The sequence below is a fragment of the Adhaeribacter terrigena genome (assembly GCF_016623615.1).
GTDB classification, from domain to species: Bacteria; Bacteroidota; Bacteroidia; order Cytophagales; family Hymenobacteraceae; genus Adhaeribacter_A; species Adhaeribacter_A terrigena.
The window spans coordinates 157,475-183,891 of the sequence record NZ_JAEHFX010000003.1 but is presented as its reverse complement, the minus strand read 5'-3'; the positions used below and the strand labels follow the sequence as shown (position 1 = coordinate 183,891).

At 45.8% G+C, this 26,417-nt stretch carries 29 protein-coding genes; 18 read left to right on the top strand and 11 right to left on the bottom strand.

The window, feature by feature from the left end; genetic code table 11:
* The first annotated feature begins 52 nt into the window (after positions 1-52).
* The 3 genes from I5M27_RS07565 (at position 53) to I5M27_RS07555 (ending at position 2,752) form a co-directional block, all read left to right on the top strand.
* Entirely contained in the window at positions 53-433 is a 381-nt protein-coding gene (locus I5M27_RS07565; RefSeq protein WP_200505596.1) for a hypothetical protein, read from the top strand.
* A 229-nt stretch (positions 434-662) separates the two neighbouring features.
* Positions 663-1,493 carry a M48 family metalloprotease gene (locus I5M27_RS07560; RefSeq protein ID WP_200505595.1) on the top strand — a complete coding sequence of 277 codons (831 nt, stop codon included), beginning with the start codon at positions 663-665 and terminating at the stop codon, positions 1,491-1,493.
* 86 nt (positions 1,494-1,579) lie between these two features.
* Positions 1,580-2,752, top strand: coding sequence for an App1 family protein (locus I5M27_RS07555; RefSeq protein ID WP_200505594.1), 1,173 nt, complete (start codon positions 1,580-1,582; stop codon positions 2,750-2,752).
* Here I5M27_RS07555 and I5M27_RS07550 read toward each other — a convergent pair.
* On the bottom strand, positions 2,749-3,189 hold the full coding sequence (locus I5M27_RS07550; RefSeq protein ID WP_200505593.1) for a YybH family protein: 441 nt from the start codon (positions 3,187-3,189) through the stop codon (positions 2,749-2,751). The genes I5M27_RS07555 and I5M27_RS07550 overlap by 4 nt on opposite strands.
* Complete coding sequence (mtgA, locus tag I5M27_RS07545; RefSeq protein WP_200505592.1) at positions 3,179-3,910, bottom strand: monofunctional biosynthetic peptidoglycan transglycosylase; 732 nt, start codon at positions 3,908-3,910, stop codon at positions 3,179-3,181. The genes I5M27_RS07550 and mtgA overlap by 11 nt, the downstream gene beginning before the upstream one ends.
* Before the next feature lie 211 nt (positions 3,911-4,121).
* On the opposite strand from mtgA, the gene I5M27_RS07540 reads away from it, so the two are divergent.
* Both I5M27_RS07540 and I5M27_RS07535 read left to right on the top strand, forming a co-directional pair.
* Positions 4,122-4,757, top strand: a complete 636-nt coding sequence (locus I5M27_RS07540; protein WP_200505591.1) for an LON peptidase substrate-binding domain-containing protein — start codon at positions 4,122-4,124, stop codon at positions 4,755-4,757.
* 46 nt (positions 4,758-4,803) lie between these two features.
* A complete protein-coding gene (locus I5M27_RS07535) occupies positions 4,804-5,976 on the top strand; it encodes a metallophosphoesterase (RefSeq protein ID WP_200505590.1) in 1,173 nt (390 codons plus the stop codon).
* 107 nt (positions 5,977-6,083) lie between these two features.
* Here I5M27_RS07535 and I5M27_RS07530 read toward each other — a convergent pair whose 3' ends face one another.
* The 3 genes from I5M27_RS07530 to I5M27_RS07520 all read right to left on the bottom strand — a co-directional run bounded on the left by I5M27_RS07530 (position 6,084) and on the right by I5M27_RS07520 (position 9,056).
* On the bottom strand, positions 6,084-6,935 hold the full coding sequence (locus I5M27_RS07530; protein WP_200505589.1) for a hypothetical protein: 852 nt from the start codon (positions 6,933-6,935) through the stop codon (positions 6,084-6,086).
* Between the two features lie 320 nt (positions 6,936-7,255).
* On the bottom strand, positions 7,256-8,167 hold the full coding sequence (locus I5M27_RS07525; RefSeq protein WP_200505588.1) for a diacylglycerol/lipid kinase family protein: 912 nt from the start codon (positions 8,165-8,167) through the stop codon (positions 7,256-7,258).
* 79 nt (positions 8,168-8,246) lie between these two features.
* The gene (locus I5M27_RS07520; protein WP_200505587.1) at positions 8,247-9,056 is read right to left on the bottom strand and encodes a M48 family metalloprotease; all 810 of its coding nucleotides are present in this window, start codon (positions 9,054-9,056) and stop codon (positions 8,247-8,249) included.
* Between the two features lie 179 nt (positions 9,057-9,235).
* Here I5M27_RS07520 and I5M27_RS07515 point away from each other — a divergent pair, with 179 nt between their 5' ends.
* A complete protein-coding gene (locus I5M27_RS07515; protein WP_200505586.1) occupies positions 9,236-9,442 on the top strand; it encodes a hypothetical protein in 207 nt (68 codons plus the stop codon).
* 91 nt (positions 9,443-9,533) lie between these two features.
* Here I5M27_RS07515 and I5M27_RS07510 read toward each other — a convergent pair whose 3' ends face one another.
* The gene (locus I5M27_RS07510) at positions 9,534-10,319 is read right to left on the bottom strand and encodes a murein L,D-transpeptidase catalytic domain family protein (RefSeq protein WP_200505585.1); all 786 of its coding nucleotides are present in this window, start codon (positions 10,317-10,319) and stop codon (positions 9,534-9,536) included.
* Positions 10,320-10,366: 47 nt separating this feature from the next.
* Here I5M27_RS07510 and I5M27_RS07505 point away from each other — a divergent pair, with 47 nt between their 5' ends.
* Positions 10,367-10,813, top strand: coding sequence for a hypothetical protein (locus I5M27_RS07505; protein WP_200505584.1), 447 nt, complete (start codon positions 10,367-10,369; stop codon positions 10,811-10,813).
* Positions 10,814-10,882: 69 nt separating this feature from the next.
* On the opposite strand, the gene I5M27_RS07500 is transcribed toward I5M27_RS07505, so the two are convergent.
* On the bottom strand, positions 10,883-12,049 hold the full coding sequence (locus I5M27_RS07500; RefSeq protein WP_200505583.1) for a hypothetical protein: 1,167 nt from the start codon (positions 12,047-12,049) through the stop codon (positions 10,883-10,885).
* A 226-nt stretch (positions 12,050-12,275) separates the two neighbouring features.
* On the bottom strand, positions 12,276-12,740 hold the full coding sequence (locus I5M27_RS07495) for a hypothetical protein (protein ID WP_200505582.1): 465 nt from the start codon (positions 12,738-12,740) through the stop codon (positions 12,276-12,278).
* 280 nt (positions 12,741-13,020) lie between these two features.
* On the opposite strand from I5M27_RS07495, the gene I5M27_RS07490 reads away from it, so the two are divergent.
* Both I5M27_RS07490 and I5M27_RS07485 read left to right on the top strand, forming a co-directional pair.
* Positions 13,021-14,649 carry an ABC-F family ATP-binding cassette domain-containing protein gene (locus tag I5M27_RS07490; protein WP_200505581.1) on the top strand — a complete coding sequence of 543 codons (1,629 nt, stop codon included), beginning with the start codon at positions 13,021-13,023 and terminating at the stop codon, positions 14,647-14,649.
* Between the two features lie 49 nt (positions 14,650-14,698).
* Complete coding sequence (locus I5M27_RS07485; protein WP_200505580.1) at positions 14,699-15,364, top strand: hypothetical protein; 666 nt, start codon at positions 14,699-14,701, stop codon at positions 15,362-15,364.
* 73 nt (positions 15,365-15,437) lie between these two features.
* On the opposite strand, the gene I5M27_RS07480 is transcribed toward I5M27_RS07485, so the two are convergent.
* Together I5M27_RS07480 and I5M27_RS07475 are read right to left on the bottom strand one after the other, a co-directional pair.
* Positions 15,438-15,593, bottom strand: coding sequence for a lmo0937 family membrane protein (locus tag I5M27_RS07480; RefSeq protein ID WP_200505579.1), 156 nt, complete (start codon positions 15,591-15,593; stop codon positions 15,438-15,440).
* 48 nt (positions 15,594-15,641) lie between these two features.
* Entirely contained in the window at positions 15,642-15,794 is a 153-nt protein-coding gene (locus I5M27_RS07475) for a lmo0937 family membrane protein (protein ID WP_200505578.1), read from the bottom strand.
* A 399-nt stretch (positions 15,795-16,193) separates the two neighbouring features.
* Here I5M27_RS07475 and I5M27_RS07470 point away from each other — a divergent pair, with 399 nt between their 5' ends.
* From I5M27_RS07470 to uraH, 3 genes are all read left to right on the top strand, one after another.
* Complete coding sequence (locus tag I5M27_RS07470; RefSeq protein WP_200505577.1) at positions 16,194-17,111, top strand: 3-hydroxyacyl-CoA dehydrogenase family protein; 918 nt, start codon at positions 16,194-16,196, stop codon at positions 17,109-17,111.
* 211 nt (positions 17,112-17,322) lie between these two features.
* Positions 17,323-18,300 (top strand): NAD(P)-dependent alcohol dehydrogenase, encoded by a 978-nt coding sequence (locus I5M27_RS07465; RefSeq protein WP_200505576.1) that lies wholly within the window; start codon positions 17,323-17,325, stop codon positions 18,298-18,300.
* A gap of 289 nt (positions 18,301-18,589) precedes the next feature.
* On the top strand, positions 18,590-19,015 hold the full coding sequence (gene uraH / locus I5M27_RS07460) for a hydroxyisourate hydrolase (protein WP_200505575.1): 426 nt from the start codon (positions 18,590-18,592) through the stop codon (positions 19,013-19,015).
* Between the two features lie 129 nt (positions 19,016-19,144).
* Here uraH and I5M27_RS07455 read toward each other — a convergent pair whose 3' ends face one another.
* Entirely contained in the window at positions 19,145-19,957 is an 813-nt protein-coding gene (locus I5M27_RS07455; protein ID WP_200505574.1) for a 2,3,4,5-tetrahydropyridine-2,6-dicarboxylate N-succinyltransferase, read from the bottom strand.
* 47 nt (positions 19,958-20,004) lie between these two features.
* On the opposite strand from I5M27_RS07455, the gene I5M27_RS07450 reads away from it, so the two are divergent.
* The 6 genes from I5M27_RS07450 (at position 20,005) to I5M27_RS07425 (ending at position 26,159) form a co-directional block, all read left to right on the top strand.
* Positions 20,005-21,141, top strand: a complete 1,137-nt coding sequence (locus I5M27_RS07450) for a glycosyltransferase family protein (protein WP_200505573.1) — start codon at positions 20,005-20,007, stop codon at positions 21,139-21,141.
* Between the two features lie 92 nt (positions 21,142-21,233).
* Positions 21,234-22,232, top strand: a complete 999-nt coding sequence (locus tag I5M27_RS07445; protein WP_200505885.1) for a 3-oxoacyl-ACP synthase III family protein — start codon at positions 21,234-21,236, stop codon at positions 22,230-22,232.
* 207 nt (positions 22,233-22,439) lie between these two features.
* On the top strand, positions 22,440-23,096 hold the full coding sequence (locus I5M27_RS07440) for a metal-dependent transcriptional regulator (protein WP_200505572.1): 657 nt from the start codon (positions 22,440-22,442) through the stop codon (positions 23,094-23,096).
* Between the two features lie 20 nt (positions 23,097-23,116).
* On the top strand, positions 23,117-24,058 hold the full coding sequence (locus I5M27_RS07435; protein ID WP_200505571.1) for a metal ABC transporter solute-binding protein, Zn/Mn family: 942 nt from the start codon (positions 23,117-23,119) through the stop codon (positions 24,056-24,058).
* Between the two features lie 11 nt (positions 24,059-24,069).
* Positions 24,070-24,885 carry a metal ABC transporter ATP-binding protein gene (locus I5M27_RS07430; RefSeq protein WP_200505570.1) on the top strand — a complete coding sequence of 272 codons (816 nt, stop codon included), beginning with the start codon at positions 24,070-24,072 and terminating at the stop codon, positions 24,883-24,885.
* The gene (locus I5M27_RS07425; RefSeq protein ID WP_200505569.1) at positions 24,873-26,159 is read left to right on the top strand and encodes a metal ABC transporter permease; all 1,287 of its coding nucleotides are present in this window, start codon (positions 24,873-24,875) and stop codon (positions 26,157-26,159) included. Before I5M27_RS07430 ends, I5M27_RS07425 begins: the two co-directional genes overlap by 13 nt.
* Positions 26,160-26,417: the final 258 nt, after the last annotated feature.

The following is a 26,417-nucleotide window of genomic DNA, read 5'->3' as shown; positions in this document are numbered from 1 at the left end:
AAACTGGTTTTTGATTTATTATTTCCCGGTTTTATTTCCCAATTTTACCGCCATGAATTCCAAGAATCTTTCCCTGAGTTTTATTTTTTACGGCCTGCTTTTATTTGGTGCGGCAGCGTTTAGTTTCTGGGCCCAAAGCTGGCAAAGTGCTGCCTGGTTTTTTCTGGGCGGCATCGGCATTTTTATCTGGGCGCATTTTCTGAACCGCAAACATTACTGGGGTTTCACGGCTTTGCTGGGGCAGCTATTTGTTACCGCAACCGCTTTAGGCTGGAACGTGATTTCCTACTTCCGGAGCAAAGCTGCCGGTGCAACTTCCGTACAGATTTCCGAAACCGGTTTTATTATTTACAGTGCTTTGTTTGTGGTCACGGTCGCGTATTTACTCTTTTCCACAAGCAACGCAGCACGCATCCGTCAGGAATTAACCTAAGCTTTTTAACTTAATTTTTATCCAATATGAAGCTTGGTAAAACGCTATGGTTTAGGCTTTAAAAAGTATGTACAGCCCGTTTTATTGAAAAATCAGAAAACCTTTATTTAAAAATCCCTTATCATTGCGGCATAATTTCCGTAAACCCTCCAGTCAGAAATAAAAACGTATCCTTAAAACTGGCACGTTATTTTCTTTCTGGCAGAAATCCAGATTAATATAAACTTCTATGAAACGATTTTTTTCATCCAACTTCTATGTAGCCGCTTTTATGGCTGCAGGCTTAATGCTTAGCAGCTGCGCGAAAGACAAAAACGGCGAGCGCCTGATCTTCTCTATTGAAGATGATATTGCTTTAGGTAACCAGGTAGCTGCACAAACCGACTCTATTTATAAAAGCCAGCTGCTGGAGCCTACTGACCCGCGCCCGAACGTTCAGGCCGCCTATGCGCAGATCAACAAGATCGTAGCTAAAATCCTTGCTTCCGATCAGGTTAACTATGCGCAGGAATTTGGCTATAAAGTAAAGATCATTAACGACGACAATACCCTGAACGCTTTTGCTACGCCGGGCGGCCATATTTACGTATTTACCGGCCTCATTAAAAAGCTGGACAACGAAGACCAGTTGGCCGGGGTTTTAGGCCACGAAATTGCCCACGCCGATCGCCGGCACACTTCCAAAGCCTTGGAGCGTCAATATGGGTTAAGCGTGCTGCTTTCTATTTTGTTAGGCGAAAACCAGAACCAGTTGGTGGAGATAGGTGCCGGTTTAGCTACGTTGAAATTTGGCCGTGATGCCGAAACCGAAGCCGACTTTTATTCCGTGGAATATTTAGGCGATACGCCTTATACCTGCGATGGCGCAGCCGCTTTTTTTGAGAAAATGCAGGATGAGCAACAGGCCGGCAAGCCACCGGTTTTCCTGAGCACGCACCCCAGCGACGAAGCCCGGATCACGGCCATTACCGATAAAGCAAAAGCCGATAAATGCGTGAAACCGGTGCAGCAAACTTCTATTTCTGATTACCAGACCCTGAAGACTAACCTGACTTTTTAAGCTTCAAACCATACCGTTTTTTAAACAGCCTGAAAACCTTTCAGGCTGTTTTCGTTTAAGAGCATGTCGAAAAATAAATACGCTTAATGATCACCCAACTCAAAAACCTGCTTCTGAATAATACCGACAAAGCCGAAGATAAAATAGACGGCCTGATCTTCGACTTCCGCAACCGGTTTGGCTTGTTTGCTCCTTTGCAGATCGTGCCTTACCGCAGCTACGGCACGCCCGAAAGGCTTTATGTAACCGGCCGCGTGCTGGCCGATAAGAACGTTAGCGGCCCGGAAGAAAACCACAACGTCTGGGACAACCTCTGGAATATGTACAAACGTTTCGACAGCGACGAAGTGCCCAATGCGGAGCTCATCATCAATTTCGATAACGTGGCGCACGAAGTAGTAACCGACGAAGAAGGGTATTTTACCCTGAACCTGAAACCTGAAAAACCGCTGGAATTGCAGGACATCTGGCATCAGGTAGAAATTAAACTAAAAAATGCCCCCGTAAATTTTTCCGGCGAAATTAAAACGCAGGCCGAAGTATTAGTACCACCACCCGACGCCGAATACGGCATTATAAGCGATATAGACGACACGGTAATTATGACCGGAGCTACGAGTATGCTGGCAACGGCCCGGAACGTTTTTTTTCATAATGCGCGCACGCGTTTGCCTTTTGCAGGGGTTTCGGCTTTCTATAAATCGCTGCAGTTAGGGCGGAACGGCAAGCGCAACAATCCGTTCTTCTACGTTTCGAGCAGCCCCTGGAATACTTACGATCTGCTGCGCGATTTCCTGGACCTGAACGAAATCCCGGCCGGACCGATCCTGCTTCGCGACCTGGGCATAGACAATAATAAATTCATAAAAAGCGACCACCTTTCGCATAAAATGAAGGAGATCGAAAACATTCTAATTACCTACCCGAAACTGAGTTTTGTATTGGTTGGCGACAGCGGGCAGGAAGATGCGCGCATTTACGAAGAAGTGGTAAAAAGGCATCCGGGTCGAATCCTTGCAATTTACATCCGCGACGTAAAAGTGGCCGAACGCTCTGAAATTGTGGTAAAAATTTCCGAAGGTTTGAAAGAACAGAAAGTAGAAATGCTGCTGATAGAAAACACGGTGAACGCCGCCGAACACGCCGCCAAAACCGGGCTGATCTTTACCGAAACCATTCCCGATATTAAAACCGAAAAAGCCCAGGATAAAGGTGAATTACCGGGTAAAGAAGAACCAAGCGTTACCGATCCGGTTTAACTAGAATGGTCTGAAACGATCTTCCATTCGTTATCTATCTTACGAAGTAACAGTGTAAAATAACCTTCCAGATTTCCCATAGAGCGGGTTAGGTGCCACTTCCCGGTTACGTAAGCCGTAGTAGGGTTAATATCTTCTACGTGCAGAACTGTTAATGCAAGTTGCCCCATTGCCTCGGCATTGGGGTAGCTGCGCTGGTAATTCTGTAGCGTTTTTTCCCAGCCATAATTCACCCCTTTCCGGCCAATGAATTGCAAAGAATCCGATTTCCAGTAACCTTGCATGTAGCCGTTCATATCGCCTCTGTTCCAGGCCGCTACCTGTTGGTCCAGCACGGCCTGCGTTCCGAGTTTGGCGCTTTCGGCCTGAAACTTTGAAGAGATGCAGCCACTTAAGAAAACGATAAGCACAACGGAGTAAAACGCTTTAAATTTCATTGTCTACCAGGGGTTTAATGAACGTTTTTCCGCCCAGGTTTCGCATATTCCGGCGGATGTTTGCTCTTTTACGCACAATATAGCCGGAAGGGTTTGTAACCGAAAACCGGATCGGGTTGGGTAAAACGGCAGCAATGGCAGCGGCTTCGTAAGCATTCAGGTCTTTAGCCGGTTTGTTAAAATATTTTTGCGCAGCCTGTTCAATCCCAAATACCTTATCCCCCATTTCGGCAATATTCAGGTACATTTCCATGATGCGGTGCTTGCTCCAGAAAAGCTCGATCAGCATGGTAAAATAGGCTTCCACAATTTTGCGGATATAACTGCGGCCGTGCCACAAAAACACATTCTTGGCAACCTGCTGACTGATGGTACTGCCACCTACCACGCGGCGCCCTTTCTGGTTTTTCTGAAAAGCTTTATGAATGGCGTTGTAGTCGAAACCGTTATGGTGGGTAAAAAGCTGGTCTTCGGAGGCAATAAAAGCCAATGGCACGTGATAGGCCACGTCTTCGAGCTCCACGAAATCGTAGCGGATCTTTTCGGAACTGGCTTTAGTGGTTTTAGCCGGTTCGGCGCGGCGCTGCAACATCAGCAAAGTAGCCGGCGGCGAAAACCATTTGTAAACCAGTACCCAAAAAATACTCATCAGAAAGAGCGTAAGCACCAATTTGATAAACAATAGCCTTATAAATTTTATTTGATTGCCAAAACGCGACATATTTATTTCTTTTTCAGACCTCAAAGGTAAAATATTTCCGGCGGAAAACAGAAAGCACCTTTTCCGGTTTTAGGTTTATATAAAAGTCTGCTTCCAGCTCTCAAACATTCGTTACCCGAAAATTGTGGAGAAATGTCAAATTTGCTGCCTGATTTTGTACCCGTTTCCTGTTTTTTGGAGTAAGAACCAAAAACTTTTTTAATTGCTACCCATGTCCCGCATCCTGCCTTTGTTTCCGCTTAACATCGTAGTATTTCCCGGCGAAAAACTGAACCTTCATATTTTTGAGCCGAAGTATAAAGAACTGATTACCGAATGTGCCAAAACCAATTTGACCTTTGGCATTCCGCCATTTCTGAAAGAGGGCGTAAGCATGATTGGCACCGAAATGGAAATTCTGACCATTGACAAAGAATACGGCGGCGGCGAACTCGATATCAAAACCAAAGGCACCGGCATTTTCCGCATCGAAGAATTTTATCAGCAGTTACCCGGCAAAGAATATGCAGGCGGTAAAATCACCGGGGTGGAAAACATAGACGACGAAGATATTATCATTAAAAACCGCATTACTGAGCTGCTGCTCCAGCTTTACGAAACCCTGGGTTTAGCCAAACTTTACACCGATCTGCCGCAGGATTATAAGATTTTCGATATTGCGCACCACGTAGGTTTAACCACCGATCAGGAATTTGAAATTCTGGTGGCGGAAAGCGAAAGCACCCGCCAGGAAATTGTACTGGAACACTTACTGAAAGTAGTGCCGGTGGTGGTGGAAACCGAGAAACTGAAAGAACGCGTAAAACTCAACGGCCATTTCAAAAACCTGATCCCGCCAAATTTTTAAGGTTTTCAGGCAGCTTTTGCCCGGTATTTGCGTACGCCCGAATACCATGCTTACAGATTTACTGTTTATCTTTTTTGGCTTATTACTTTTACTATTTGCGTATGCTTTCTGGCGCGAATGGCAATACCGGCACCGCCCTTATTACCGGAAAACGGTATTGGATTGGGCCGAAAAAGTGCCTCCCGCGGCTAAACCTGTTTTCTCAGCAGTACTGATCGGTGATACCGGAAATGTGGCCACCGACGGTTCTGATGCGGTACTGCAAATGCTTCAGGACTGGCTGAAAACCGCCGGCGAAAACACCCGCGTTATTTTCCTGGGCGATAATATTTACCCCAAAGGCATCCCTCCTGCCACCGATCGCCACCGCGAATCTGCCGAAGAAAAAATGCTGGCGCAATTACAGCTCTTCAAAGATTACGCCGGCAAAGTTACGTTCCTGAGCGGCAATCATGATTGGAATAAAGGCCGGGAAAACGGATATGCTTTTGTGCTCCGGCAGGAGGAATTTGTGCGCAGTTACCTGCCCGGCGAAGAAGTGTATTTACCGCGGAATGGCTGTCCCGGTCCGGTTAGCGTTCAGATGGCGCCTGGGCTATTGCTCATTGTGCTTAATACCCAATGGTGGGTGCAAAAAGGGATAAGGCCCATTGGCGCGCCCTACGATTGTCCGCAGGAAAATTCGGAAGAAATACTGGCCGACCTGGTGAAACTTTTACGCCACAACCAGCACCAGCGCATTTTAATTGCCGCGCACCATCCGCTTTACAGCAACTCGGTGCACGGCGGAAAATTTACGGTAAAACAGCATTTGTTTCCCCTCACGGCAGCGCATAAAAAGTTTTACATACCCATGCCCGGTTTCGGTTCGCTTTACCCGGTTTACCGCAAATTTATTGGTGCAGAAGAAGATATGTCGCACCCGCGCTACAAACGTTTGCGCCGGAAACTGCTGCGCATTTTTAAAGAGTACCACAATATAATTTATGCCGCCGGCCACGACCACAACCTGCAATATTTTCAAATGCGCGGCAACCATTTTATTGTAAGCGGTGCGGGCAGCAAAACCACCTTCGTAAAAAAAGGCGGCAAGGCTACCTTTACCCACGAATCCAAAGGCTTTTTTGTGATCGATTATTATGAAAATGAAACCTGGCTCCGCATTCTGGAACCGGGTCCGGACAAAGAAACGGTAGAGATTTTCCGGGTAAAACTCTGAAATTAAAATCCAAGAAAGACACTTTTCAAGTTTAAAAATCTTGCATTGTGCTTTACTTTTCCGGCGAAAAACAATAGCATTTTTAAACCGGCAAAGCTTGAAAATTTCTAAAACACAAAATTCAGCGAAGCATTATAGGATAAGCTGCGCAGGTTGCGGTTCAGTTCGTTCAGAGGCAGAAAATAGCTTATTTTATTATCTACAAGTATATGTTTGCTTTTAAAAATCTCCACGCCCAAGCCTATGTTCAGGTTTGGATTGAAGGTGTTGTGCTTGTCGTTATTGCGATTAATAATAAAGCCCCCGATCTGATAGCAGGTATATAAATTCAGGTATTTACGTTTGCCCCGGCCAAAATGGCGCGGATAAAAATCCTGCCCGAAATTGATCAGGAATAATTCGTTGATGCGCGTGGAATCGGCGCGATTATTATCTACGGCTTTATAAACGCCCAGATCAAGATAACTTTTGCCCCGCGTGAAAAGATATTTGATCAGATAGCCCTGATAAAGATCGTTGCTGGTGCCGGCTTTTGGGTTTTCCGGAATTAATAAACTATACTCCACGCCTGGCATATTTACGAATGTAATTTTCCGGTTTCCGGTGGGGTACGTTATTTCGTCGTAAATATTAATGGCAACAAAAACCAGGGAATCGTAATCTTCATAATTCCGGAGTTCCTGTTGCAGGCGTTTTCTGTTGCTCAGGCTATTTTCTATCCGGCTTTGTAGTTGTTGTTTTTGTGCGGGCTCTAAAGCTGGCTGGCGTAATTGTTCCTGCAGCCGGTTTTGTTCTTCGGCTTCATCCTGAAGATTGATCTTAATCTGTCGGATATGTTGCTGAAAATCCTGGGAAGTAAGCGAATTATCTACCACCCAACCCAACGAAGGAATCAGTGAGTCGAGTGCCGTCAGGTAATGTTCCGGCATTACAAATTCGGCCGAAATTCGCTCTGCCATTTCTTCTTTTTTCTGAATTCGGATGGAATGCCGGCTAATAAATTTATTGATCCGGGCCTTACTTTCCGGAAAATGGGTTGTGTAAACAGAAACCCGTTTCTGGCTATTATAATTTTGCGCCAAAACCTGAATCTCACTTCCGATAAATAAAAGCCAAAAACAAAAAACTATTTTTAATACCTGCGGATATTTCTTCATAAAATTACGGGCCTGAACATGCAAAAGTCAGGCCCATGCAAATTAAATTGCTTTCCCTTACGAACCATATAAGTCGCCGTATTTTTTAGGAAATGATTTTTTGGATCATGCCGCTATCAATATTATTCTTCCGAAACGGACATTGGTTTTGGCAAAAGCAATAGCAGGCTCTTTGGCAGCAATTTAATGGTAACTTGTTCGCCTAAGTCCATTGGCTCTCCATCCACCTGCGAAACATCCTGTTCGGTATTGTTGATCACGGCCCGCCGGCAACTGATCAGGCGTGAATAATCGGAAGCTTCTATAGAATCGTTGTAAAGGCGGTAAAGAATTTGCAAGCCGGACGCTTTGGGAAATGGCTCAATAATGCAGATCTCGAATTTGCCGTCGTCTATAATGCCGGAAGGATTAATGGTAGCGTTACTTCCGAAAGCGTTGGCGTTGGTGATGGTAACCATAAAAGCCGGACCTTTAAAATTGCCGTTGTCGGTTTCTATAGTATACAATTTAGGCTCGTAAGTCAGGTATTCCTGCATGGCTATTAAAGCATAAGAAGCTGCTCCCCGTTTCTCCCCTTCGCTGAATTTTTTTACTACCAGCGCGTTAAAACCCAAATCAGTAAGGTGCACGCAGATCTCATTATTCACCGAAAGCGTATCGATTGCTTTGACCTGGTAATGCAGCAGAATACCCAGGGCATCGTCGAGCGTTTGCGGGATACCTACATCTTTGGAAAGTCCGTTGCCCGACCCCATTGGAATAATACCCATGGGCGTGGAAGAATGGATCAGGGCAGAACCTACCAGGTGCGAGGTTCCGTCGCCGCCAACGGCAAAAACCGCCTGGTAACTTTCTTTTTTCAGGATCGTTTTCAGGTTTTGCAGATCGTTTTCGCCGGTAGTTTCAAAAAATCCGAAATTGATCTGGTTCGACAGGCAGAATGCTTCTATCGTTTCGTTTACGGTTCCCTTTTCAATATCGCCCGAGACCGGATTTACTACAAATAATACGTTGGCAAGCTTGTTGGCAGCCATAATTATAAATTCATACTTTTAAACTCTGAATCGATACCGTTTTGAACGGCATTCTTTTAAACCGGTGTGGCAACTTATTTTATTTAATAAGGCCGGAAGGCACGCCGTTTGGATATTCTTTCTGAATAGCGCCCTGAATTTCGCCGATGCGGTTTTCCGGGTTTGGATGCGTCTGGAAAAAATCCATGCCGCGGCTACCGCCTGAAGCCTGGTTCAAAATTTCCATCACCTGGATCATGGCAGTCGGGTCGTAACCGGCTTCGGTGGTGAACCGAACCGCTAACCGGTCAGATTCTAATTCATCGTCGCGGCCATATTTCAAGGTCATCAGTTTCCCGATCATAGCAGAAGCTGCTGCAGCGGCGGCAGTACTAGGCCGGTCGGGATCGTAAACAGCAATGGCCGCGGCGCCCGTTAAGCCTTGCGTAAGTTTCGATTTAGCAATCTGCTCGGCAGAATGGCGGGCAACCACATGGCCGATTTCGTGGCCTAAAACCCCGGCCAGCTGGCCTTCGGTCTGCAGATTTTTAAGCAAACCGGCCGTAATAAAGATCTGTCCGCCCGGCAAGGCAAAGGCGTTCACAGTATTCTCATCGGCTAATAAATGAAAATCGAATTCATAAGGTGAATCGCCGGCTTTGGTACGCGCCACGATCTGCTGCCCGATCTCTTTTACACGGCGGCCGGCTTCCTGGTCTGGGTGCAGTCCGCCGTATTGCCGGGCCATTTCGGGCGCTGCCTGTAAACCCAAAGCAATTTCCTGTTCAGTGGTCATGTCTACGTGCTGCATTTCGCCGGTTATTTCATTTTTTTCGCGTTTGCACCAGTATGTTACAAGCGAAAAACCGGCGATCAGGATGGCAATAATATATCGGAGTGAGCCGCGCATATTGAATTAGGTTGGTGATTGATCGGATCGAATATTTTGGGGTTGGCACCGCAATTTCCGGCGGCTGTTGTGTGAACGCGGAAACCGGAATTGGGTTGCAATAAAACCTTATTACCAAAGGCTGCTTAACCGAAAATATAAATTGCCGTAAACAGCTTTTTTATAAAGAACCTACAACCATGAACTTAAAACGAACTTTCGGAGCCATACTTACTGTGCTGGGTATAATCGGCATTATTATGGGCGCTTATTCTTTTATGAGCGGCGGCAAAAACGTGGCCGGCCTGAGCATGAATACCGCTACGGCTTTGGTACCTTTTATTGTCGGGCTGATCTTTTTCTTTTCCGGCATCAGCTTGATTAAACATACCGGCGACCGGGCTTAAATTCCAGCCAAAACGGTATGCTTTCAAACAAAAAAACCACCCCGGCAACGGAGTGGTTTTTTTTCAGAAATCAGTTTTCTTCGGAAGGTTATTAAATGTTGTTCTGGGCATTTTCCAGTTCCAGGGCAAATTTAGCTACGGCAGGTTCCAGAGCCAGGTAAGGAGAATCGTATTTTGGCTCCGGGCCGGCAATAAAGATGGCGGAATTATCTTTTATGGTTTGAATAATTTCTTTGGTTTGCGCTACCGGTAAAGCCGGACAACCCTGGCTCCGGCCTAAACGGCCGTGCTGTGCTACAAAGCTTTTGCTCACGTAGCTCGCGCCGTGAATTACAATGGCGCGCTGCATGGCATTGGTGTTAAAGCCTTTATCGATGCCGTCTATCTTTAAAGAAAGACCGTGTTTGCCGAAATAGGTCTGGCGGGTTATGTAAAAACCGAGGCTGCTTTGTTCCGATTGAGGAACATTGGAAAATCGGCGGGCGAAATTTTCGCCGGAATTCTTGCCGTGGGCCACCAGGGTTTTGTACAGGAGTTTTTTCGATTTCAGGTCGATGATCCAAAGGCGGTTCTCGGAGCTGGCCTTGTTGAAATCGATGATACTTAATACAGATTTTTTTACAGTGTGCGGCTGATTGTTGCGTTTCAGATTATAATATCCGATCAGAGCCTTGCGGAAAACTTCATAATCTAAACCGGCCTGCTGCAAATGTAAGCCGGTATAAGTATTATTGATGTTCAGCTCAAAAGTGGCGATCCGGGCCGATTCCACCGTTAGATTGCGGTCTGCTACAGAAAAGGAATTGTTATTACTGTTAGCAGGTGAAGAAGAGTTAAAAAAAATGAGTCCTGCAATAATCGCCGTAAATCTGTGCATAGTGAAAGGTTTTTTTTTAATACTTTAGCCGATTCAATGTGGAATTTATGAAATTAGTTTCAAACCTGAAAGAAAAACTACAAAAAAGCCGGCAGTTTTTTTCCCATAAAAAACTGATAAACAGAAACTTTATACTTTTTCTTTTTTTAGTTACAGCGTGTACTAAAAAACTACCGGAAAACAATTTTAATTCCGCAGCATGGCAAAAAGATTCACTGGCCTGTGAAAATAATCGTCTGGAACTGTTACCGGAGTTAGAAAAAGTGCGACCAGAATTACTGGGTTTGCGTGAAACAGAGATCCAGAAGCTGCTTGGCAAACCGGAAGCAACCTCACTGACGGATCAAAGTGAGCGGATCTATTTTTATTACATAGAACCCGGACCGCAATGCACCCAGAAGTCATACCTTTCCAGCGCAAATAAGTTACAGGTACGCATGAATTCTATGGGGTTTGTAATTGAAATGAATTACGAACAGCCGATCAAAAAATAGCAAAACCGCCCCGAATTTCTTCGGGGCGGTTCTCTCGCAAGTTTGTTTTCACGTTCAGAGCGGCATCGGCTAAGGTTCCAGTTCCTCGGCCAGCGATTTATTTAAAGGCAGTCGCTCGGCTAAAGACGGGATTTCAGGTTCCTGGGTGGCAGTTTCCTCTTCTGAATCCATACCGTTATTATTAGCTGGCGGCAGGTTTTCCCTTAGTTTTTTCACTTCATCGGCTGGTATAACGAGCGAATTTTCATTTCTTTCAGTATTAGTCAGCGGGGCTTCTTCATCACTTTCTGCTGGGTCTTGCTCTACGGCAATCGACTGCGATTTTTCAGGAGCAGGATCTTCCGGCGCTGACGTTTCGTCTTTAGGTTCAGAAAACAAAGAATCTGTTTCGGCCACGGAATTAGTTTCATTGTTGCTGTTTTCCTCAGCGGCTTTCCACTCCTGCTGAAGATCGGTTTTTTGAGCAGCTTTTTTCGAAGATTTCAGCGCGATCAGTTTCGATTTTTGAGCTGTACTGTCTTCCGGATCCACGGCATAGCAGGTTTTGCATTCGCCATCGGTTTTCAGTTCGGTATCTGTATTTGCATTTGCTACGGCGGCGGGCTTTTTGGCAGTATCAGCCTGAATGGCGATAAGGGTAGCATTCAGGGGTCTTAAACCATTAAGAAGGCTTTCTTCTTCCGGCGTAAGCGGCTCAAAATCGGAAGTATCTTGCTTGGCGATAAGGGCTGAATCGATTTTAATGGAAGTAGCTTTTTCCAGGATGGCATGGATCTGATCGTTGAAGGTTGGTTTGGCAGGTTCGGAGGTTTCTTCAGGTTGAACAGCCAATTGCGAATTCTCACCTTCGTTATTCAATTGGTCTTCCGGTGTTTCTTTTTCCGGCGTGCGGCCGTTTATGGCCAGGTATTCGGAGAACTGTTGTTTGGTTAACACTTTCTCAAATTCAGCATCGAACTGCAATTCAAGTTCCAGCCTTTTCTTATTGTAATTTTCCGGATCGAAACGGTACATGCCAGCCACCATTTCCAGCATTTGGTTGCGTTCAGTATTAATGTTTTCAATTTGCTCGAACTGGGTCTGATTGAGTAAGAGCCGGCGCATTAAATACTGGTTTTCTGCTGGTACATCAACTTTGCCATGATTCTTGATGGTGGGCACTTCCAGCGAATTATCCTGCGCCCGAACCTGGAATAAAATAAAAAATAGCATTAAAAGTAGTAGCTTTGTTTTCATAGGAGTTTGGATTAAAGCGCAAAAAATTCATTTACTAATAGCCGTAGCAGCTAACTTCTATCTATAATAAACGAGGTTATATTTTTTTGGTAGTTGCACTTTCCCAACACATCAATGGTATTCTAAAGAAATAACCCTAAAGCCTATATAGGAAAAAACGGTATAGACAGCCACAAAAAAAACCGGGCTTACGGCCCGGTTCTTTTTTTTATAAATGAGCAATTAATTACTTGGTTAATTTATGGTCAGGGCGTTTGTAATATTGCATGGCAATAAAAGAAGTGATAGCGCCGCCTACAAAACCGATCATCGTAATAACCATAAATACGGTAGAAACGGTCAGGTTTTCGCCCATCATGTTTTCACTGCGTAAGATATCGATGATCCGGGAGCTGAAAAACTGGATATTGATCAGCGTGAAAAAAGCAAACATCAAACAACTGATAATGGATGTAAGTGTCCCTACGCCTATACCCTGTAAATAATCCAGCCGGCCATCTCTGCCGCGTTTCAGGCTTACAATAGCCATGCAGATAAAAACAATGGTAACGATCATAAATCCAACCCGCAGCAATGGCACCTCTACCAGGTTTGTAACTTGTAAAAAAATCCCGTAAACAATCAGGCAAAGCCCGTTCAGGAAACCGTACCAGGCACCCGTTTTTTCGATGGAAGCAGAATGTAAAGCCATAGTTGTATTTTGATAAAGTTTGGTAACAATTTTAACAAACGGAATTCCTCTGAAAGCCAGCCCTCAGAAATATTCTCGTTTTCCTATACTTATTTTAATGGCTGAGTGTTGTGGTTTCTCCTTGTTTTTTTCAGGCTTTGGCTTTTAAGTCTTCATTTATAGGGTTTTAGGCCGGAACTAAACGTTATTAAAATTCGGTTAAAAACTGATCTGGTTCGCGAAAGCCATTTTATTTACGTACTTTTGCGGCCGAAATACATACCATTTTTTCTTTCGATTTATGATCAGTACTTCCAACGTGAGCCTGGCGTACGGCAAGCGCACTTTATTTGAAGACGTTACCATTAAATTTATTCCCGGCAACTGCTACGGCCTGATCGGGGCGAACGGTGCGGGCAAATCTACTTTCCTGAAAATACTTTCCGGCGAGATTGACCCGCGCACGGGCACGGTAGAAATTCCGGCGGGCATGCGCATGGCTATTTTAAAGCAGAACCACTTTGAGTTCGATGAAATGCCGGTGTTGCAAACTGTAATTAAGGGGCACCAGCGTCTGTTCGAGATCATTCAGGAAAAAGAGACTATTTACGCCAAACCCGATTTCTCGGAAGAAGATGGTATCCGGGCTTCGGAACTGGAAGGTGAATTTGCGGATCTGGAAGGCTGGAACGCTGAATATGAAGCAGCTGAATTATTAAGCGGCCTGGGTATTAAAGAAGACCTGCATTACTCTTTAATGAAGGATCTTGGCGGTTCTGAAAAAGTGCGCGTTTTATTGGCGCAGGCTTTATTTGGCAACCCGGATATTCTGCTGCTCGATGAGCCTACCAACCACCTGGATTCCGAATCTATTCTGTGGCTGGAAAACTTCCTCGATAATTTTGTAAACACGGTAATTGTAGTTTCCCACGACCGCCACTTCCTGGATGCGGTGTGTACGCACGTAGCCGATATTGATTTTGGTAAGATCCAGATGTTTGCCGGTAACTATTCTTTCTGGTACGAATCGAGCCAGCTGGCTTTAAAACAGCGCACCGATGCCAACAAGAAAACCGACGATAAGCGAAAAGAACTCGAAGAATTCATCCGTCGTTTCTCGGCCAACGCTTCCAAATCGAAACAGGCTACTTCGCGCCAGAAATTGCTGAACAAACTTACGCTGGAAGATATTAAACCTTCGAGCCGGAAGTACCCTTACATCCAGTTCAAACAGGAGCGTGAAGCCGGTAACCAGCTTTTAGAAGTTACCGACCTGCAAAAATCGATCGAGGGCGAAATGATCTTTAAAGACGTTACGTTCACGGTAGAGAAAAACGATAAGATTGCCATTTTAGGCCGTAACGATTTAGCCGCTTCGGCTTTCTTCAAGATCATTATGGATGAAATGAAGGCCGATAAAGGAGAGTTTAAATGGGGCACTACCATTACTTCCGCTTTCTTCCCGAAAGATAACGCCGAATATTTCAATACCGACCTGAACCTGGTAGACTGGCTGCGCCAGTATTCCGCAGAAAAAGACGAAAGCTTTATCCGGGGTTTCCTGGGCCGCATGTTGTTTACCGGGGAAGAATCTCTGAAAAAAGCGAACGTACTTTCCGGAGGGGAAAAAGTACGCTGCATGCTAAGCCGCATGATGCTGCAAAGCGGTAACGTGCTGGTTTTAGATGAACCGACCAACCACTTAGACCTCGAATCGATCACGGCGCTGAACAATGGTCTGAAAGATTTCCAGGGCACGGTGCTGTTTGCTTCGCACGATATGCAGTTTGTAGAAACCATTGCCAACCGCATTATTGAGCTGACACCGAAAGGTATCATTGACAAGCGCATGACTTACGAAGAATACCTGGCGGATGAAAACATTAAAGCGCTGCGCCAGAAAATGTATGCCGAAAAAGTGTTGAACTAAGCACAATCCTGGACTTTAAAAAGCGTTTCCCGCTTAAACCAAACCCTTTATGACGCATCGCGGTTTACTTTTTTACCTGAAAACCATAGCGTTTTTAGTTGTTTTTTCGTGGCTGGCTGCCCACGATACTTATGCCCAGGTTCCGGATACGATTTACCAGAAACCGGAACTGAATACGGGCATGCCGCCGGCGGTAGTTTCACCGCCCGTAATCGTAACCCCGCCAACACCTCCGGTAAAAGAAGGGGAAAAAGTAAAAGTCAAGGAAAAAGTAAAAGTAAAAACCGCGAAAGAACCAACCGAAGACAATCCGCTCGGGAAAAAATATATTACCGGTGGCAGTTTTGGCATTTCATTCGGCACTTATACTTACATAAACGCTGCGCCGATTTTAGGATACCGGCTTACTGACAGATTAACGGTTGGAACAGGCTTAAGCTATTTCTACATCAATGATCCTTATTTCGATGGTTCGCTGCTGGGGGGAAAACTGTTTGCGCAGGGCATGGTTTATAAAACATTTTTCGGGCATGCCGAATACGAAATGGTAGACTTCCGGGATAATTTTTCCGTAATTCTGGCGGGCGCCGGTTACCGGCAGATGTTCAGCGACCGGGCCGGACTAGATCTGATGGTACTTTTTGATCTGAACCAGAACGGAAGATCTTTTTACCGAAACCCGGTAATCCGCCCGGTTTTCATTATTAACCTGTAAAGATCTTTTTAAGCATAAAAAAAGCCGTCCTGTATAAATTCAGGACGGCTTTTTTATTTCCAGTTAAAGGTTGCTAAGCATTTCCGCGGATCAGACGCAGAATAACGGCAATTACAGCAATTACCAGCAGAATGTGAATAATATTACCTACCGAATCGCCGAAGCCTAAAAAGCCGATAAGCCACAGAATAACTAATACTAAAGCGATAATATACAATAAATTTCCCATGATGATGAATATGGTTGGTTTAACATTTATTTAATTAAAAAGAACAGATCACGCCCGGCGAATTAGCCGGATCACCACCGCAATGATGGCAATTACGAGCAGAATATGAATAATATTCCCAACTTGGTTTGGAAAGCCGAGAAAACCGATAAGCCAGAAAATGACCAGGATCACGGCGATGATATAAAGCAAATTTCCCATAGTTTTTGTAAGTGTTTATAAGCTTGTGTTTGTTTGCACTTTTATTTCGGAAGCAGGTTTAAAGCTTTTAAAGCAACCCGGAATAAAGCCGGTTTTAAATGTTTTAACCCCGTTTTCCGGAATAATGATAGCTTGTACGCAGGAATATTGTAAAAGATTTATATAGAAAATTTTCAAGCTGTCTTCAAAAAGATCCTGCCCTGTTGAAAAAAGATAACCTGCGGGTTTTCAGGCCAATTGCCCTACCGTTTATTTCAGCATATTTTTTTTTAAGCACCCGCTTTAAAAAGCTACTTTTTTGGAGAACCGGCTTAAATTTTAGGCAAATAAGCCGTAGCTTTACCGGCAGAATTTTGAATTGAAACATCATATTTTTATTTAAACCCTACGCTTTTTTATATGAAACAAGTTGCAGTAATTGGCTCCGGAACTATGGGCAATGGCATTGCGCACGTTTTTGCCCAGAACAACTACCAGGTTTCCCTTATCGATATTTCGCAGGCGGCTTTAGACAAAGCCCTGGCTACTATATCTAAAAACCTGGACCGCATCGTAGCCAAAGGCAACTTAACCGAAGAACAAAAAGGCGCTACCCTTAAAAACATCTCAACTTTTACTTCGGTGGCGGAAGGTGTAAAAAATGCGGACCTGATCGTTGAAGCGGCTACCGAAAACGTTGACCTGAAACTGAACATTTTCCGAGAACTGGATCTGCACGCCAAACCGGAAGCCATTTTAGCTTCTAACACTTCCTCTATTTCCATCACTAAAATTGCTTCGGTAACCAACCGTCCGGAAAAAGTGATCGGCATGCACTTTATGAACCCGGTGCCGGTTATGAAACTGGTAGAAATTATCCGCGGTTATTCCACTTCCGACGAAACCACCCGCTTGGTAATGGAAACTTCCCTGGCGCTGGGCAAAACCCCGACCGAAGTAAACGATTATCCGGGCTTTATTGCGAACCGTATTCTCATGCCGATGATCAATGAAGCCATTTATTCTTTATATGAAGGCGTGGCCGGCGTGGAGGAAATCGATACTGTGATGAAACTGGGAATGGCGCACCCGATGGGTCCGTTGCAGTTAGCTGATTTTATTGGCCTGGACGTTTGTCTTTCTATCCTTAACGTATTGCACGACGGCTTCGGTAACCCGAAATATGCGCCTTGCCCGTTATTGGTAAACATGGTACAGGCGGGCCACAAAGGCGTAAAATCTGGTCAGGGTTTTTATTCCTGGAATCACGGCACGAAAGACCTGATCGTTGCTGACCGGTTTAAAAAGAGAAATAACGAGGCGGCTATTGCTTCATAAGCAGTTTTTGTCCGCAAAAGCATAGCGTTTTCGCTATCAAAACATAAAAGCACAGCTGATTAGCTGTGCTTTTTTATTGCCCAAGATTCTATAAAGCCAGCGAATAAAACATTGCACCTCGTGGTAAATTCCGAATTAATGCTTTACTTGAATATTATTATTACACTATATTAATTCATTCAAGATACGCATCCATTCTAACTGCACCGCTATGAAAGCCGCCGTCAACACAAAATATGGTCCTCCGGAAGTTATCAGCATTCAGGAAGTTACCAAGCCGGAACCAAAGCAAGATGAGGTCCTGATCAAGGTCTTTGCCTCCACCGTGAACCGGACTGACTGCGGTTTCCGGAGCGCGGAATACGTACTGAACCGGTTGTGGAGCGGGCTCTTAAAACCGAATTATCTGGCGCTGGGCTGTGAATTTGCTGGTGAAGTAGAAACCGTTGGCAGTCAGGTTACCACTTATAAAATCGGCGACAAGGTGTTTGGGTTGAACACGAAAAAGTTCGGTGGCCACGCCGAATACCTTACGTTGAACGAAAACGATACTTTCACTCACCTTCCGGCAAATTTCACCTATGAGCAAGCTGCGCCCTTAACCGAAGGTGCTCATTATGCTTTGAATAATATCCGGGCAGCAAAGGTAACCAGCGGACAAAATGTGCTTGTGTATGGCGCCACCGGGGCCATTGGTTCGGCGGCAGTGCAATTACTGAAGCATTTCGGAGTCCACGTTACAGCCGTCTGCAATACTGTGAGAGTTGAGCTGGTAAAAAACTTAGGCGCGGATGTGGTGATCAATTATGAAAAGGAAGATTTTACCAAAACAAACCAGACGTACAGCTTTATTTTTGATGCGGTCGGGAAAAGCTCTTTCGGGCAGTGTAAACCACTGTTGACGGAAAAAGGCGTTTACATTTCTACCGAACTGGGCAAAAATGGCGAGAACATCTGGAAGGGGTTAATAGGAGCCTTTAAAAGCGGCAAAAGAATTTTGTTTCCCATCCCGAAGTTAACCCATGATGATCTGATTTTTTTCAAGGAATTAGCTGAAAAGGGTGAGTTCAGTCCCGTGATTGACCGGTATTACAATCTTGATCAAATTGTGGAAGCGCATCGATATGTGGAAAGCGGGCAGAAAACCGGGAATGTAGTGATCAGGATAAATGAAGCTGCCCGGATTTAACGTTCATTCCTACTTTTTGGACCGAAAACCATAGCATTTTTATAAAGGCAAAGTCCCGGGAGATAGCTTTCGGGACTTTTTGTTGCCTTATTTTTTTCCTTCAGGACTTGCGAAAGGCTTAGTTTTATGAACTGATCGAAACAATTTTTCTATTTATTGGTTAAAGCTATGGCTAATATTTATGGAACTGAATATTTCAATTATATAATCGAATTATTTCACTCCGAATCAGTGTTTTTTTTTTTAAAGCATCTGAATATTAAGCCACTTAATCCTTTCATTTTTTACCATGAAACATTACCTAATAAAGCATTACCTTTTTTTGCTGTCCATTGTATTAACCACAACCGGAATTTGCCAGGCGCAGGAAACGAAGTACCAGCTTTCGAGCCATATCCTGGATATTACCAGCGGCCAACCGGCTCCAAACGTTAAAATTACCCTCTCTAAACAGGATTCTAAAGGCAACTGGACTATGCTGGAAGAAAAGTTCACCGACGACAATGGCCGGATCAAAGACTTTCTGAAACAGGACGGTAAAACCAAAACGGGTATTTATAAAATGACCTACCACGTAAGTCCTTATTTTGCGAAAAAGGGCCAGCAAACTTTTTACCCGTTCATTGAAGTAGTGTTCGAACTCAAAGACGAGCAGCATTATCACGTGCCAATCACCTTATCGCCGTTTGGGTATTCTACTTACCGGGGAAGTTGAAACCAGCAGGAATCGTGGCAGAAAATGCCTGAAAACCGCTCGGGCAATTTAAGCCAATGCTTCGTTCCCGGAATGTAAATAAAAAGGCTGCCAGTTTTGGCAGCCTTTTTTATAGCGTTTTTCCAGAAATTAAACCGCCACCGCGTGTTCGCGCAACGCGTCATTTAAAGAAGTCTTCAGATCGGTGCTTTCTTTTCGCTGACCGATGATCAGGGCGCAGGGAACCTGATATTCTCCGGCGGCAAATTTCTTGGCGTAGCTACCCGGAATTACCACCGAACGCGGCGGCACGTAACCTTTAAACTCAACCGGCTCCGAACCGGTAACGTCGATGATCTTGGTGCTGGCCGTAATGCACACGTTGGCGCCGATCACTGCTTCTTTCCCGATCCGTACGCCTTCCACCAGAATGCTCCGCGAACCAATGAAAGCGCCGTCTTCAATAATGACCGGTGCGGCCTGCACGGGCTCTAATACGCCGCCCAAACCTACACCGCCACTCAGGTGCACGTTCTTGCCAACCTGCGCGCAGCTGCCTACGGTGGCCCAGGTATCAACCATGGTTCCTTCGTCTACATAGGCTCCAATGTTCACGTAAGAAGGCATCATGATCACGCCTTTGGCTACGAAAGAACCGTAACGGGCAATGGCATGGGGTACTACTCTTACGCCCAGCTGGGCATAGTTTTCTTTCAAAGCAATTTTATCGTGAAACTCGAACGGGCCGACTTTAATGGTTTCCATTTTCTGGATCGGGAAGTACATGAGCACGGCTTTCTTTACCCACTCGTTCACTTTCCAGTTTTCGCCCTCGGGCTCCGCCACCCGGATCCGGCCTTTGTCGAGCTCTTCCAGCACATCGCGAATCGCTTCCTGGGTTTTCACGTCCTGCAACAGGCTGCGGTCCTGCCAGGCATTTTCAATTATTGTTTGCAAGCTCATAGAGGCATTCGTTATATTTCCGGTTCAAAAATACTATATTTCGGCCGATGCGAAAAACCCGAATCCTGCTTGCTTCCCTTTTAAAACCGGCCAACGATGTGCGCATGTTCGAAAAGCTGGGAAAATCGCTGGCCAACCTCCCCGGAACCGAGATCCACCTGGCCGGTTTTTCAGCTCAAAATCTTAGCAATTCCGAAAAGCTGCACTTTCACCCCATTTTTAAATTCCGGCGCTTAAGTTTGGGTAGAATTATGGCACAATGGAAATATTATAAATTACTCCTTCAACTAAAACCCGAGGTCATTGTAGCTACCACCTATGAGTTACTGCCCGTTACGCTGCTTTATAGGATTTTTAACAGAACGGTAATTTTATACGATATTCAGGAAAACTATTACAACAACATCTATTTTCAGCCGACTTATCCCTTAGCACTCCGGTGGATTTTAGCAAACGGTGTCCGGTCCATCGAGCGTTTGGCTGCACCCTTTATCCGGCATTATTTGCTGGCCGAAAAATGCTATGCCCACGAACTGACTTTTTTAGCCGGAAACTATACCGTTCTGGAAAACAAATACAAATCAGCACCTGAAAATGTTTTTACTGCGAGCAATTTTCCCATAAAGTTAAAGCCGCAAAACCTGCACCTGCTTTATTCAGGCACTATTTCAGAAGTATATGGCATCTGGGAGGCGATCAAGCTGACTGACGCCCTGCATAACCTGGAAAATCGGGTTCAGTTAACGATCATCGGGTATTGTCCGCAGGAAAGCACTTTTGAGAAACTGCAGGCAGCCATCAAGGACAAAACTTACATCAAGCTTATTGGCGGGAATACGCTGGTACCGCACGCGCAGATCGTGGCAGCCATGCAGGAAGCAACCGTTGGCCTTTTACCTTACCGGCCCAACGAAAGCACGCGCAACTGCCTGCCTACCAAACTTTTCGAGTACCTGGCCAACGGCCTGATAATGATTTTGCCCGAAAATCCGTTATGGCTGAAACCTGTAGCAGAAAACCAGGCCGGCTTCAGCATTGATTTCACTCACCCGGAGCCGGAAAAAATCCTGAACCGATTGCTCACCGAGCCGTTTTATGCTGATGGCCGACCAGCTAATGTTTTCTGGAAGAGTGAAGATGAAAAATTGCTTTCAGTTTTCACTCAAAAAGTCTTAAAAAACTAACTACAACACTGTTATAAACACTGTAAAAATATTTTTAGACTTATCTAAACTTATCAAAAAACCTTTATATTTGCATTATGGAAACCAAAACACTGCGCAATTCTAAAATATCCGGCATTGGTCATTATGTGCCGGAAAAAGTGGTAACCAATTTCGATCTTGAAAAACTGATGGACACTACGAATGAATGGATCCTGGAGCGGACCGGGATCCAGGAGCGCCGCTATTTTGAAGAAGGCAAAGACACTACGGCCAACATGGGCGCCAAAGCTTCTTTGAAAGCACTGGAAATGGCCGGCTTAAAGCCTCAGGACGTAGACATGATCATTTTTGCCACGCTGAGCCCAGACTATACCTTCCCGGGTTCAGGCGTTTTGATGCAGCGCGAATTAGGCTTGCACAACATTCCGGCTTTGGACGTGAGAAACCAGTGTTCGGGTTTTGTTTATGCATTATCGGTAGGTGATCAGTTCATTAAAACCGGCATGTACAACAACATTCTGGTGGTGGGTTCCGAGATCCATTCTTCGGGTCTGGATTTTTCTACCCGCGGCCGGGCCGTATCGGTAATTTTTGGTGATGGCGCGGGCGCAGCGGTCCTCACTCCTGCCGAAAATAATGAAAGCGGCATTTTAAGTACCCATTTACACGCCGAAGGGGAATTTGCCGAAGAGCTGGCCGTGATCGATCCGGGCAGCATCAAGAAAGAACGCCTCACCCACCAGATGTTAGATGAAGGCAGCATTTACCCATACATGAACGGCAGTACCGTTTTCAAACACGCCGTGCAGCGTTTTCCGGAAGTAATTAACGAAGCACTTGAAGCCAACGGCTACAAGTCTACTGATATTGAAATGCTTATCCCGCACCAGGCAAACCTCCGGATCACGCAATTCATTCAACAGAAAATGGGTTTGCCGGCCGAAAAAGTGTACAGCAACATCCAGCGCTACGGCAACACCACGGCCGCTTCCGTGCCCATTGCGTTGAGCGAAGCCGTGCAGGAAGGAAAGATCAAAAAAGGCGACCTCGTTTGCTTGGCGGCTTTCGGTTCCGGTTTCACCTGGGCTTCGGCGCTGATGCGGTGGTAAAACTAAATTGTTAATTGTTGATTGAGTGGTTTATGTTTATGGAGTTTTCAGGGACAAAACCCTACCGTTTTCAAGTCTTTTTTTGGTTTAAAGAAGTATTAGAAATAAACATGGCAAAGTCTGTAAATAAACAAAAAAGATGATAAACCAACCAACAAGGAAACACAAAATCAATTAACAATCAGCAATTAACAATCAACAATTAAAATGCTAAGCTACACCGAAGAGAACTACATCAAAGCCATTTACAAGCTTTCGCAGGAAGGCGATGGGGCGGTGAACACCAATGCCATTGCGGAAGTGATGCAAACCAAGGCGGCTTCGGTAAGTGATATGTTGCGGCGGCTGAACGACAAGGAGATCATCAATTACGTAAAATACCGGGGCGTAACGTTAACCGAAGCGGGCCGGAAAACAGCTTTGCAACTGGTAAGAAAACACCGGCTCTGGGAAGTTTTCCTGGTAGACAAACTGAAATTCAACTGGGACGAGGTACACGAGGTAGCCGAAGAACTGGAACACATCACTTCTGAACTCATGATCCGGCGGCTCGATGAATTCCTGGGCTACCCCAAATACGACCCGCACGGCGACCCGATCCCGACCGAAGACGGCCTGATGACCATGAAGCAACAGGTATTGCTTTCGGAACTTGAACCCGGCCAGGCTGGCATTGTGATGGGCGTAAAAGATTCGCAGCCGCTTTTTCTACAGCACCTCGATAAGATCGGAATATACCTGGGCGCTAAGATTAAAGTAACCGATAAAGTAGAATACGATAATTCATTGGAAATCAATCTGGACAACAAAAAGCAATTATCTCTTTCAGCGGAGGTTTCCAAGAACATTTTTGTATCCGCTTAACCTTTTTTTCTCAAGCACGCATGCATTTTCTGAACAGATATTTGTCCCTGACTTTCCTTTTGGGTTGGCTGGTTTTAACCGCCGGCTGCAAAGTGGAAAACACCAAAGAGGCCGACCTGAGCAACCGTAAACTGAAGATCGTAACCACCACCGGAATCCTGGCTGATGCGGTGCTGAACATCACCCAGGACCTGGCCGAAGTGGAAGCCATTATGGGCCCCGGCGTAGATCCGCATTTGTACAAAGCCACGCAGGGCGACCTGGGGAAACTCCAGGAAGCCGACATCATCATATATAATGGTCTGCACCTGGAAGGCAAGATGGGCGAAGTATTGGAAAAACTGGCGGAACGAAAAACCGTAATTGCCGCTGCCGTTGGCATTGAAGAAAACCGGCTGCGTAAAAGCAAGGAATTCAGCACCACCTTCGATCCGCATATCTGGTTCGATGTGGCACTCTGGAAAAAAAGCGTGGAATATATCAGCTTGAAAATTCAGGAAAAGGATCCTAAAAACCAGACTGCTTACGAAAAGAATACTTCCAAATATGTGCAGGATCTGGATTCGCTGAATGCCTGGGTGATCAGCGAGATCGGGTCGGTGCCGGAACCGCAACGTATTCTGATAACGGCACACGATGCTTTCGGGTATTTTGGCAGGGCTTATAAAATCGAAGTAAAAGGGCTTCAGGGCATTTCCACGGTTTCGGAATTTGGCTTGCGCGACGTTTCGGAACTGGTGAACATGATCGTGGAAAATAAGATCAAAGCGGTGTTCGTGGAAAGTTCAGTTTCTCCCAAAGCCATTGAAGCGGTTGTAGCTGGTTGCCGCGACCGGGGCCACGAGATCAACATCGGCGGCACGTTGTACTCCGATGCCCTGGGCGCGGAAGGAACGGAAGCCGGAACGTATATTGGCATGGTACGGCACAACGTGCGTACCATTGTAAAAGCATTAAAATAAGGCGCAGAATTATGATCGTTCAGGTTAAAGATCCGGTAATTGAGGTGCATGACCTTACCGTTAGTTACGACCGCAAACCGGTTTTATGGGACATCGACCTTACGTTGCCTGGAAATTCCCTGATCGGGATAATCGGTCCGAACGGCGCTGGCAAGTCTACGCTCATCAAAGCCATTATGGGTTTGATCCCGGTCAGCAGCGGTTATGCTAAAATTTACGATCAGGAACTGAAAGCCGTGCGACAGCAGGTAAGTTATGTGCCGCAACGTGAATCGGTGGACTGGGATTTTCCGGCTTCGGTTTACGATGTAGTTTTAATGGGCCGCTATGGGAAAATGGGTTTATTTAAGCGACCGGTAAAAGCCGATAAAGATGCCGCCATGGACGCGCTGACTAAAGTAGGCATGCAGGCGTATGCCAACCGGCAGATCTCCCAGCTTTCCGGCGGGCAGCAGCAGCGCGTATTTTTAGCCCGCGCCCTAGCCCAGGATGCCGATATCTATTTTATGGACGAACCGTTTGCCGGAGTAGACATTGCCACCGAAAATGCGATCATCGAATTGCTCCGCACCATGCGCGATAACGGCAAGACCATTATTGTAGTACACCACGATCTACAATCGGCGGTGGAATATTTCGATTGGACCGTTTTGCTTAACATGCGTTTGGTTGGCTCCGGCCCTACTGCCGAAGTGCTGAATCAGGAATTGCTGGAAAAAACCTACGGCGGCAAACTCACCGTTTTAACCAAAGTGGGCGAACTGCTGCGCAAAAAAGAATTTCCGGCCCGCGAAAACCCGGCCAAAGCTACTAAATGGAAACGCTAACCGAATTTCTGTCTTTCTCCGATGCCAATGTCCGGTTCGTGACTTTCGGTTCGGTGCTGCTGGCGGCCAGTTCGGCGGTGGTGGGTTGCTTTACCTTGCTTCGGAAAAGAGCACTGGTTGGCGATGCCATTGCGCATGCAGTTTTACCGGGCGTTTGCTTAGCGTTTATTTTATCTGGCACCAAAAATCCGGTTTATTTACTAATCGGCGCATTTATTACCGGCTGGCTTTCAGTTTATTGTATCGATTTTATTACGTCCCGCACACGCATTAAAGAAGATGCCGCCATTGGCTTGGTGCTTTCGGTTTTTTTCGGTTTTGGGATACTGTTGCTTACGGCCATTCAGCATGGCGGCAATGCTTCGCAGAGCGGGCTCGATAAATTCCTGTTCGGCAAAGCGGCTTCGCTGGTCGGTGAAGACCTGATCACCTTTGGTTCGGTAGCCGTCATTTTGCTCATAACCATTCTTTTGTTCTACAAGGAATTTAAACTGCTGTGTTTCGACCGGGCTTATGCGCATACGCTGGGTTTTCCGGTTAAAATGCTGGAACTGATTTTAACGACGCTTACGGTTTTAGCCGTAGTAGTTGGCATTCAGGCAGTTGGCGTAGTATTGATGGCAGCTATTTTAATTACCCCCGCCGCCGCCGCCCGTTTCTGGACCGACCGGTTGGGCGTAATGATCCTGATCGCGGCTGTGATCGGGGCTTTTTCCGGGTTCAGCGGCGCATTTGTGTCGTACGTGGCGCCTGCCATGCCCACGGGTCCCTGGATCGTGATGATCGTTTCGGTGCTGGCTATTGGCAGTTTTATTCTGGCGCCGGAAAAAGGCTGGCTGGGCCGAATGTACCGGCAGAAAAATAACCGCGAGAATATCCTGGATGAGAATATCCTGAAATTATTGTACCAGTTAGGCGAACAGAACGGTTCCTTTTTTAGCGGACGAAGCCTGGCCGAAATGCAGGAAAAAAGGGAAATTCCGTCGGGCAGACTAATGAAAGGCCTGAAGCGGCTCCGCAGCCAGGGTTATCTGAAAAGAGATCCCGGAAATACCTGGCTTTTAACGCCCGAAGGCAAAACTCGCGGCCAGCGGGTAGTCCGTTTGCACCGCTTATGGGAATTGTACCTGACCCAATACCTGAACATTGCCGCCGACCACGTACACGAAGACGCCGAAAATATCGAGCATATTCTAACGCCGGAACTGGAAGCTAAAATTCTGGAGCAACTGGGTTATCCGGAAACAGACCCACATGAATCAAGGATTCCGTGAGAAATCAAAGAGGTAAATTCTTTTTCGGTGAGGAAATCCACATTATCCGGTCATCTCGACGACAGGAGAGATCTCATCGGGCTGGTTGGAAGCCAGAATAAAAGCTACTACCAACTGGATGAAATCCCTCCTTGCGTCGGGATGACGCAATAATTTAGAGGACACAAATAATAACGGTCATTCCGAACCTGTCGAGAAAACTTATGGGAATTACAATGGAATTTTGAACGACTGAGCGATAAACAAAGTTCGGCGTAA

Bases quoted from the DNA above. Each gene is read 5' to 3' on its own strand.
- I5M27_RS07540 (WP_200505591.1), top strand. From the start codon at position 4,122: ATGTCCCGCATCCTGCCTTTGTTTCCGCTTAACATCGTAGTATTTCCC.
- I5M27_RS07430 (WP_200505570.1), top strand. From the start codon at position 24,070: ATGATCGTTCAGGTTAAAGATCCGGTAATTGAGGTGCATGACCTTACC.
- I5M27_RS07550 (WP_200505593.1), bottom strand. From the start codon at position 3,189: ATGAAATTTAAAGCGTTTTACTCCGTTGTGCTTATCGTTTTCTTAAGT.
- I5M27_RS07515 (WP_200505586.1), top strand. From the start codon at position 9,236: ATGAACTTAAAACGAACTTTCGGAGCCATACTTACTGTGCTGGGTATA.
- I5M27_RS07425 (WP_200505569.1), top strand. From the start codon at position 24,873: ATGGAAACGCTAACCGAATTTCTGTCTTTCTCCGATGCCAATGTCCGG.
- I5M27_RS07465 (WP_200505576.1), top strand. From the start codon at position 17,323: ATGAAAGCCGCCGTCAACACAAAATATGGTCCTCCGGAAGTTATCAGC.
- uraH (WP_200505575.1), top strand. From the start codon at position 18,590: ATGAAACATTACCTAATAAAGCATTACCTTTTTTTGCTGTCCATTGTA.
- I5M27_RS07500 (WP_200505583.1), bottom strand. From the start codon at position 12,049: ATGAAAACAAAGCTACTACTTTTAATGCTATTTTTTATTTTATTCCAG.
- I5M27_RS07555 (WP_200505594.1), top strand. From the start codon at position 1,580: ATGATCACCCAACTCAAAAACCTGCTTCTGAATAATACCGACAAAGCC.
- I5M27_RS07495 (WP_200505582.1), bottom strand. From the start codon at position 12,740: ATGGCTTTACATTCTGCTTCCATCGAAAAAACGGGTGCCTGGTACGGT.
- I5M27_RS07470 (WP_200505577.1), top strand. From the start codon at position 16,194: ATGAAACAAGTTGCAGTAATTGGCTCCGGAACTATGGGCAATGGCATT.
- I5M27_RS07475 (WP_200505578.1), bottom strand. From the start codon at position 15,794: ATGGGAAATTTGCTTTATATCATCGCCGTGATCCTGGTCATTTTCTGG.
- mtgA (WP_200505592.1), bottom strand. From the start codon at position 3,910: ATGTCGCGTTTTGGCAATCAAATAAAATTTATAAGGCTATTGTTTATC.
- I5M27_RS07480 (WP_200505579.1), bottom strand. From the start codon at position 15,593: ATGGGAAATTTATTGTATATTATCGCTTTAGTATTAGTTATTCTGTGG.
- I5M27_RS07440 (WP_200505572.1), top strand. From the start codon at position 22,440: ATGCTAAGCTACACCGAAGAGAACTACATCAAAGCCATTTACAAGCTT.
- I5M27_RS07530 (WP_200505589.1), bottom strand. From the start codon at position 6,935: ATGGCAGAGCGAATTTCGGCCGAATTTGTAATGCCGGAACATTACCTG.
- I5M27_RS07520 (WP_200505587.1), bottom strand. From the start codon at position 9,056: ATGCGCGGCTCACTCCGATATATTATTGCCATCCTGATCGCCGGTTTT.
- I5M27_RS07505 (WP_200505584.1), top strand. From the start codon at position 10,367: ATGAAATTAGTTTCAAACCTGAAAGAAAAACTACAAAAAAGCCGGCAG.
- I5M27_RS07435 (WP_200505571.1), top strand. From the start codon at position 23,117: ATGCATTTTCTGAACAGATATTTGTCCCTGACTTTCCTTTTGGGTTGG.
- I5M27_RS07450 (WP_200505573.1), top strand. From the start codon at position 20,005: ATGCGAAAAACCCGAATCCTGCTTGCTTCCCTTTTAAAACCGGCCAAC.
- I5M27_RS07535 (WP_200505590.1), top strand. From the start codon at position 4,804: ATGCTTACAGATTTACTGTTTATCTTTTTTGGCTTATTACTTTTACTA.
- I5M27_RS07510 (WP_200505585.1), bottom strand. From the start codon at position 10,319: ATGCACAGATTTACGGCGATTATTGCAGGACTCATTTTTTTTAACTCT.
- I5M27_RS07490 (WP_200505581.1), top strand. From the start codon at position 13,021: ATGATCAGTACTTCCAACGTGAGCCTGGCGTACGGCAAGCGCACTTTA.
- I5M27_RS07455 (WP_200505574.1), bottom strand. From the start codon at position 19,957: ATGAGCTTGCAAACAATAATTGAAAATGCCTGGCAGGACCGCAGCCTG.
- I5M27_RS07525 (WP_200505588.1), bottom strand. From the start codon at position 8,167: ATGGCTGCCAACAAGCTTGCCAACGTATTATTTGTAGTAAATCCGGTC.
- I5M27_RS07485 (WP_200505580.1), top strand. From the start codon at position 14,699: ATGACGCATCGCGGTTTACTTTTTTACCTGAAAACCATAGCGTTTTTA.
- I5M27_RS07560 (WP_200505595.1), top strand. From the start codon at position 663: ATGAAACGATTTTTTTCATCCAACTTCTATGTAGCCGCTTTTATGGCT.
- I5M27_RS07565 (WP_200505596.1), top strand. From the start codon at position 53: ATGAATTCCAAGAATCTTTCCCTGAGTTTTATTTTTTACGGCCTGCTT.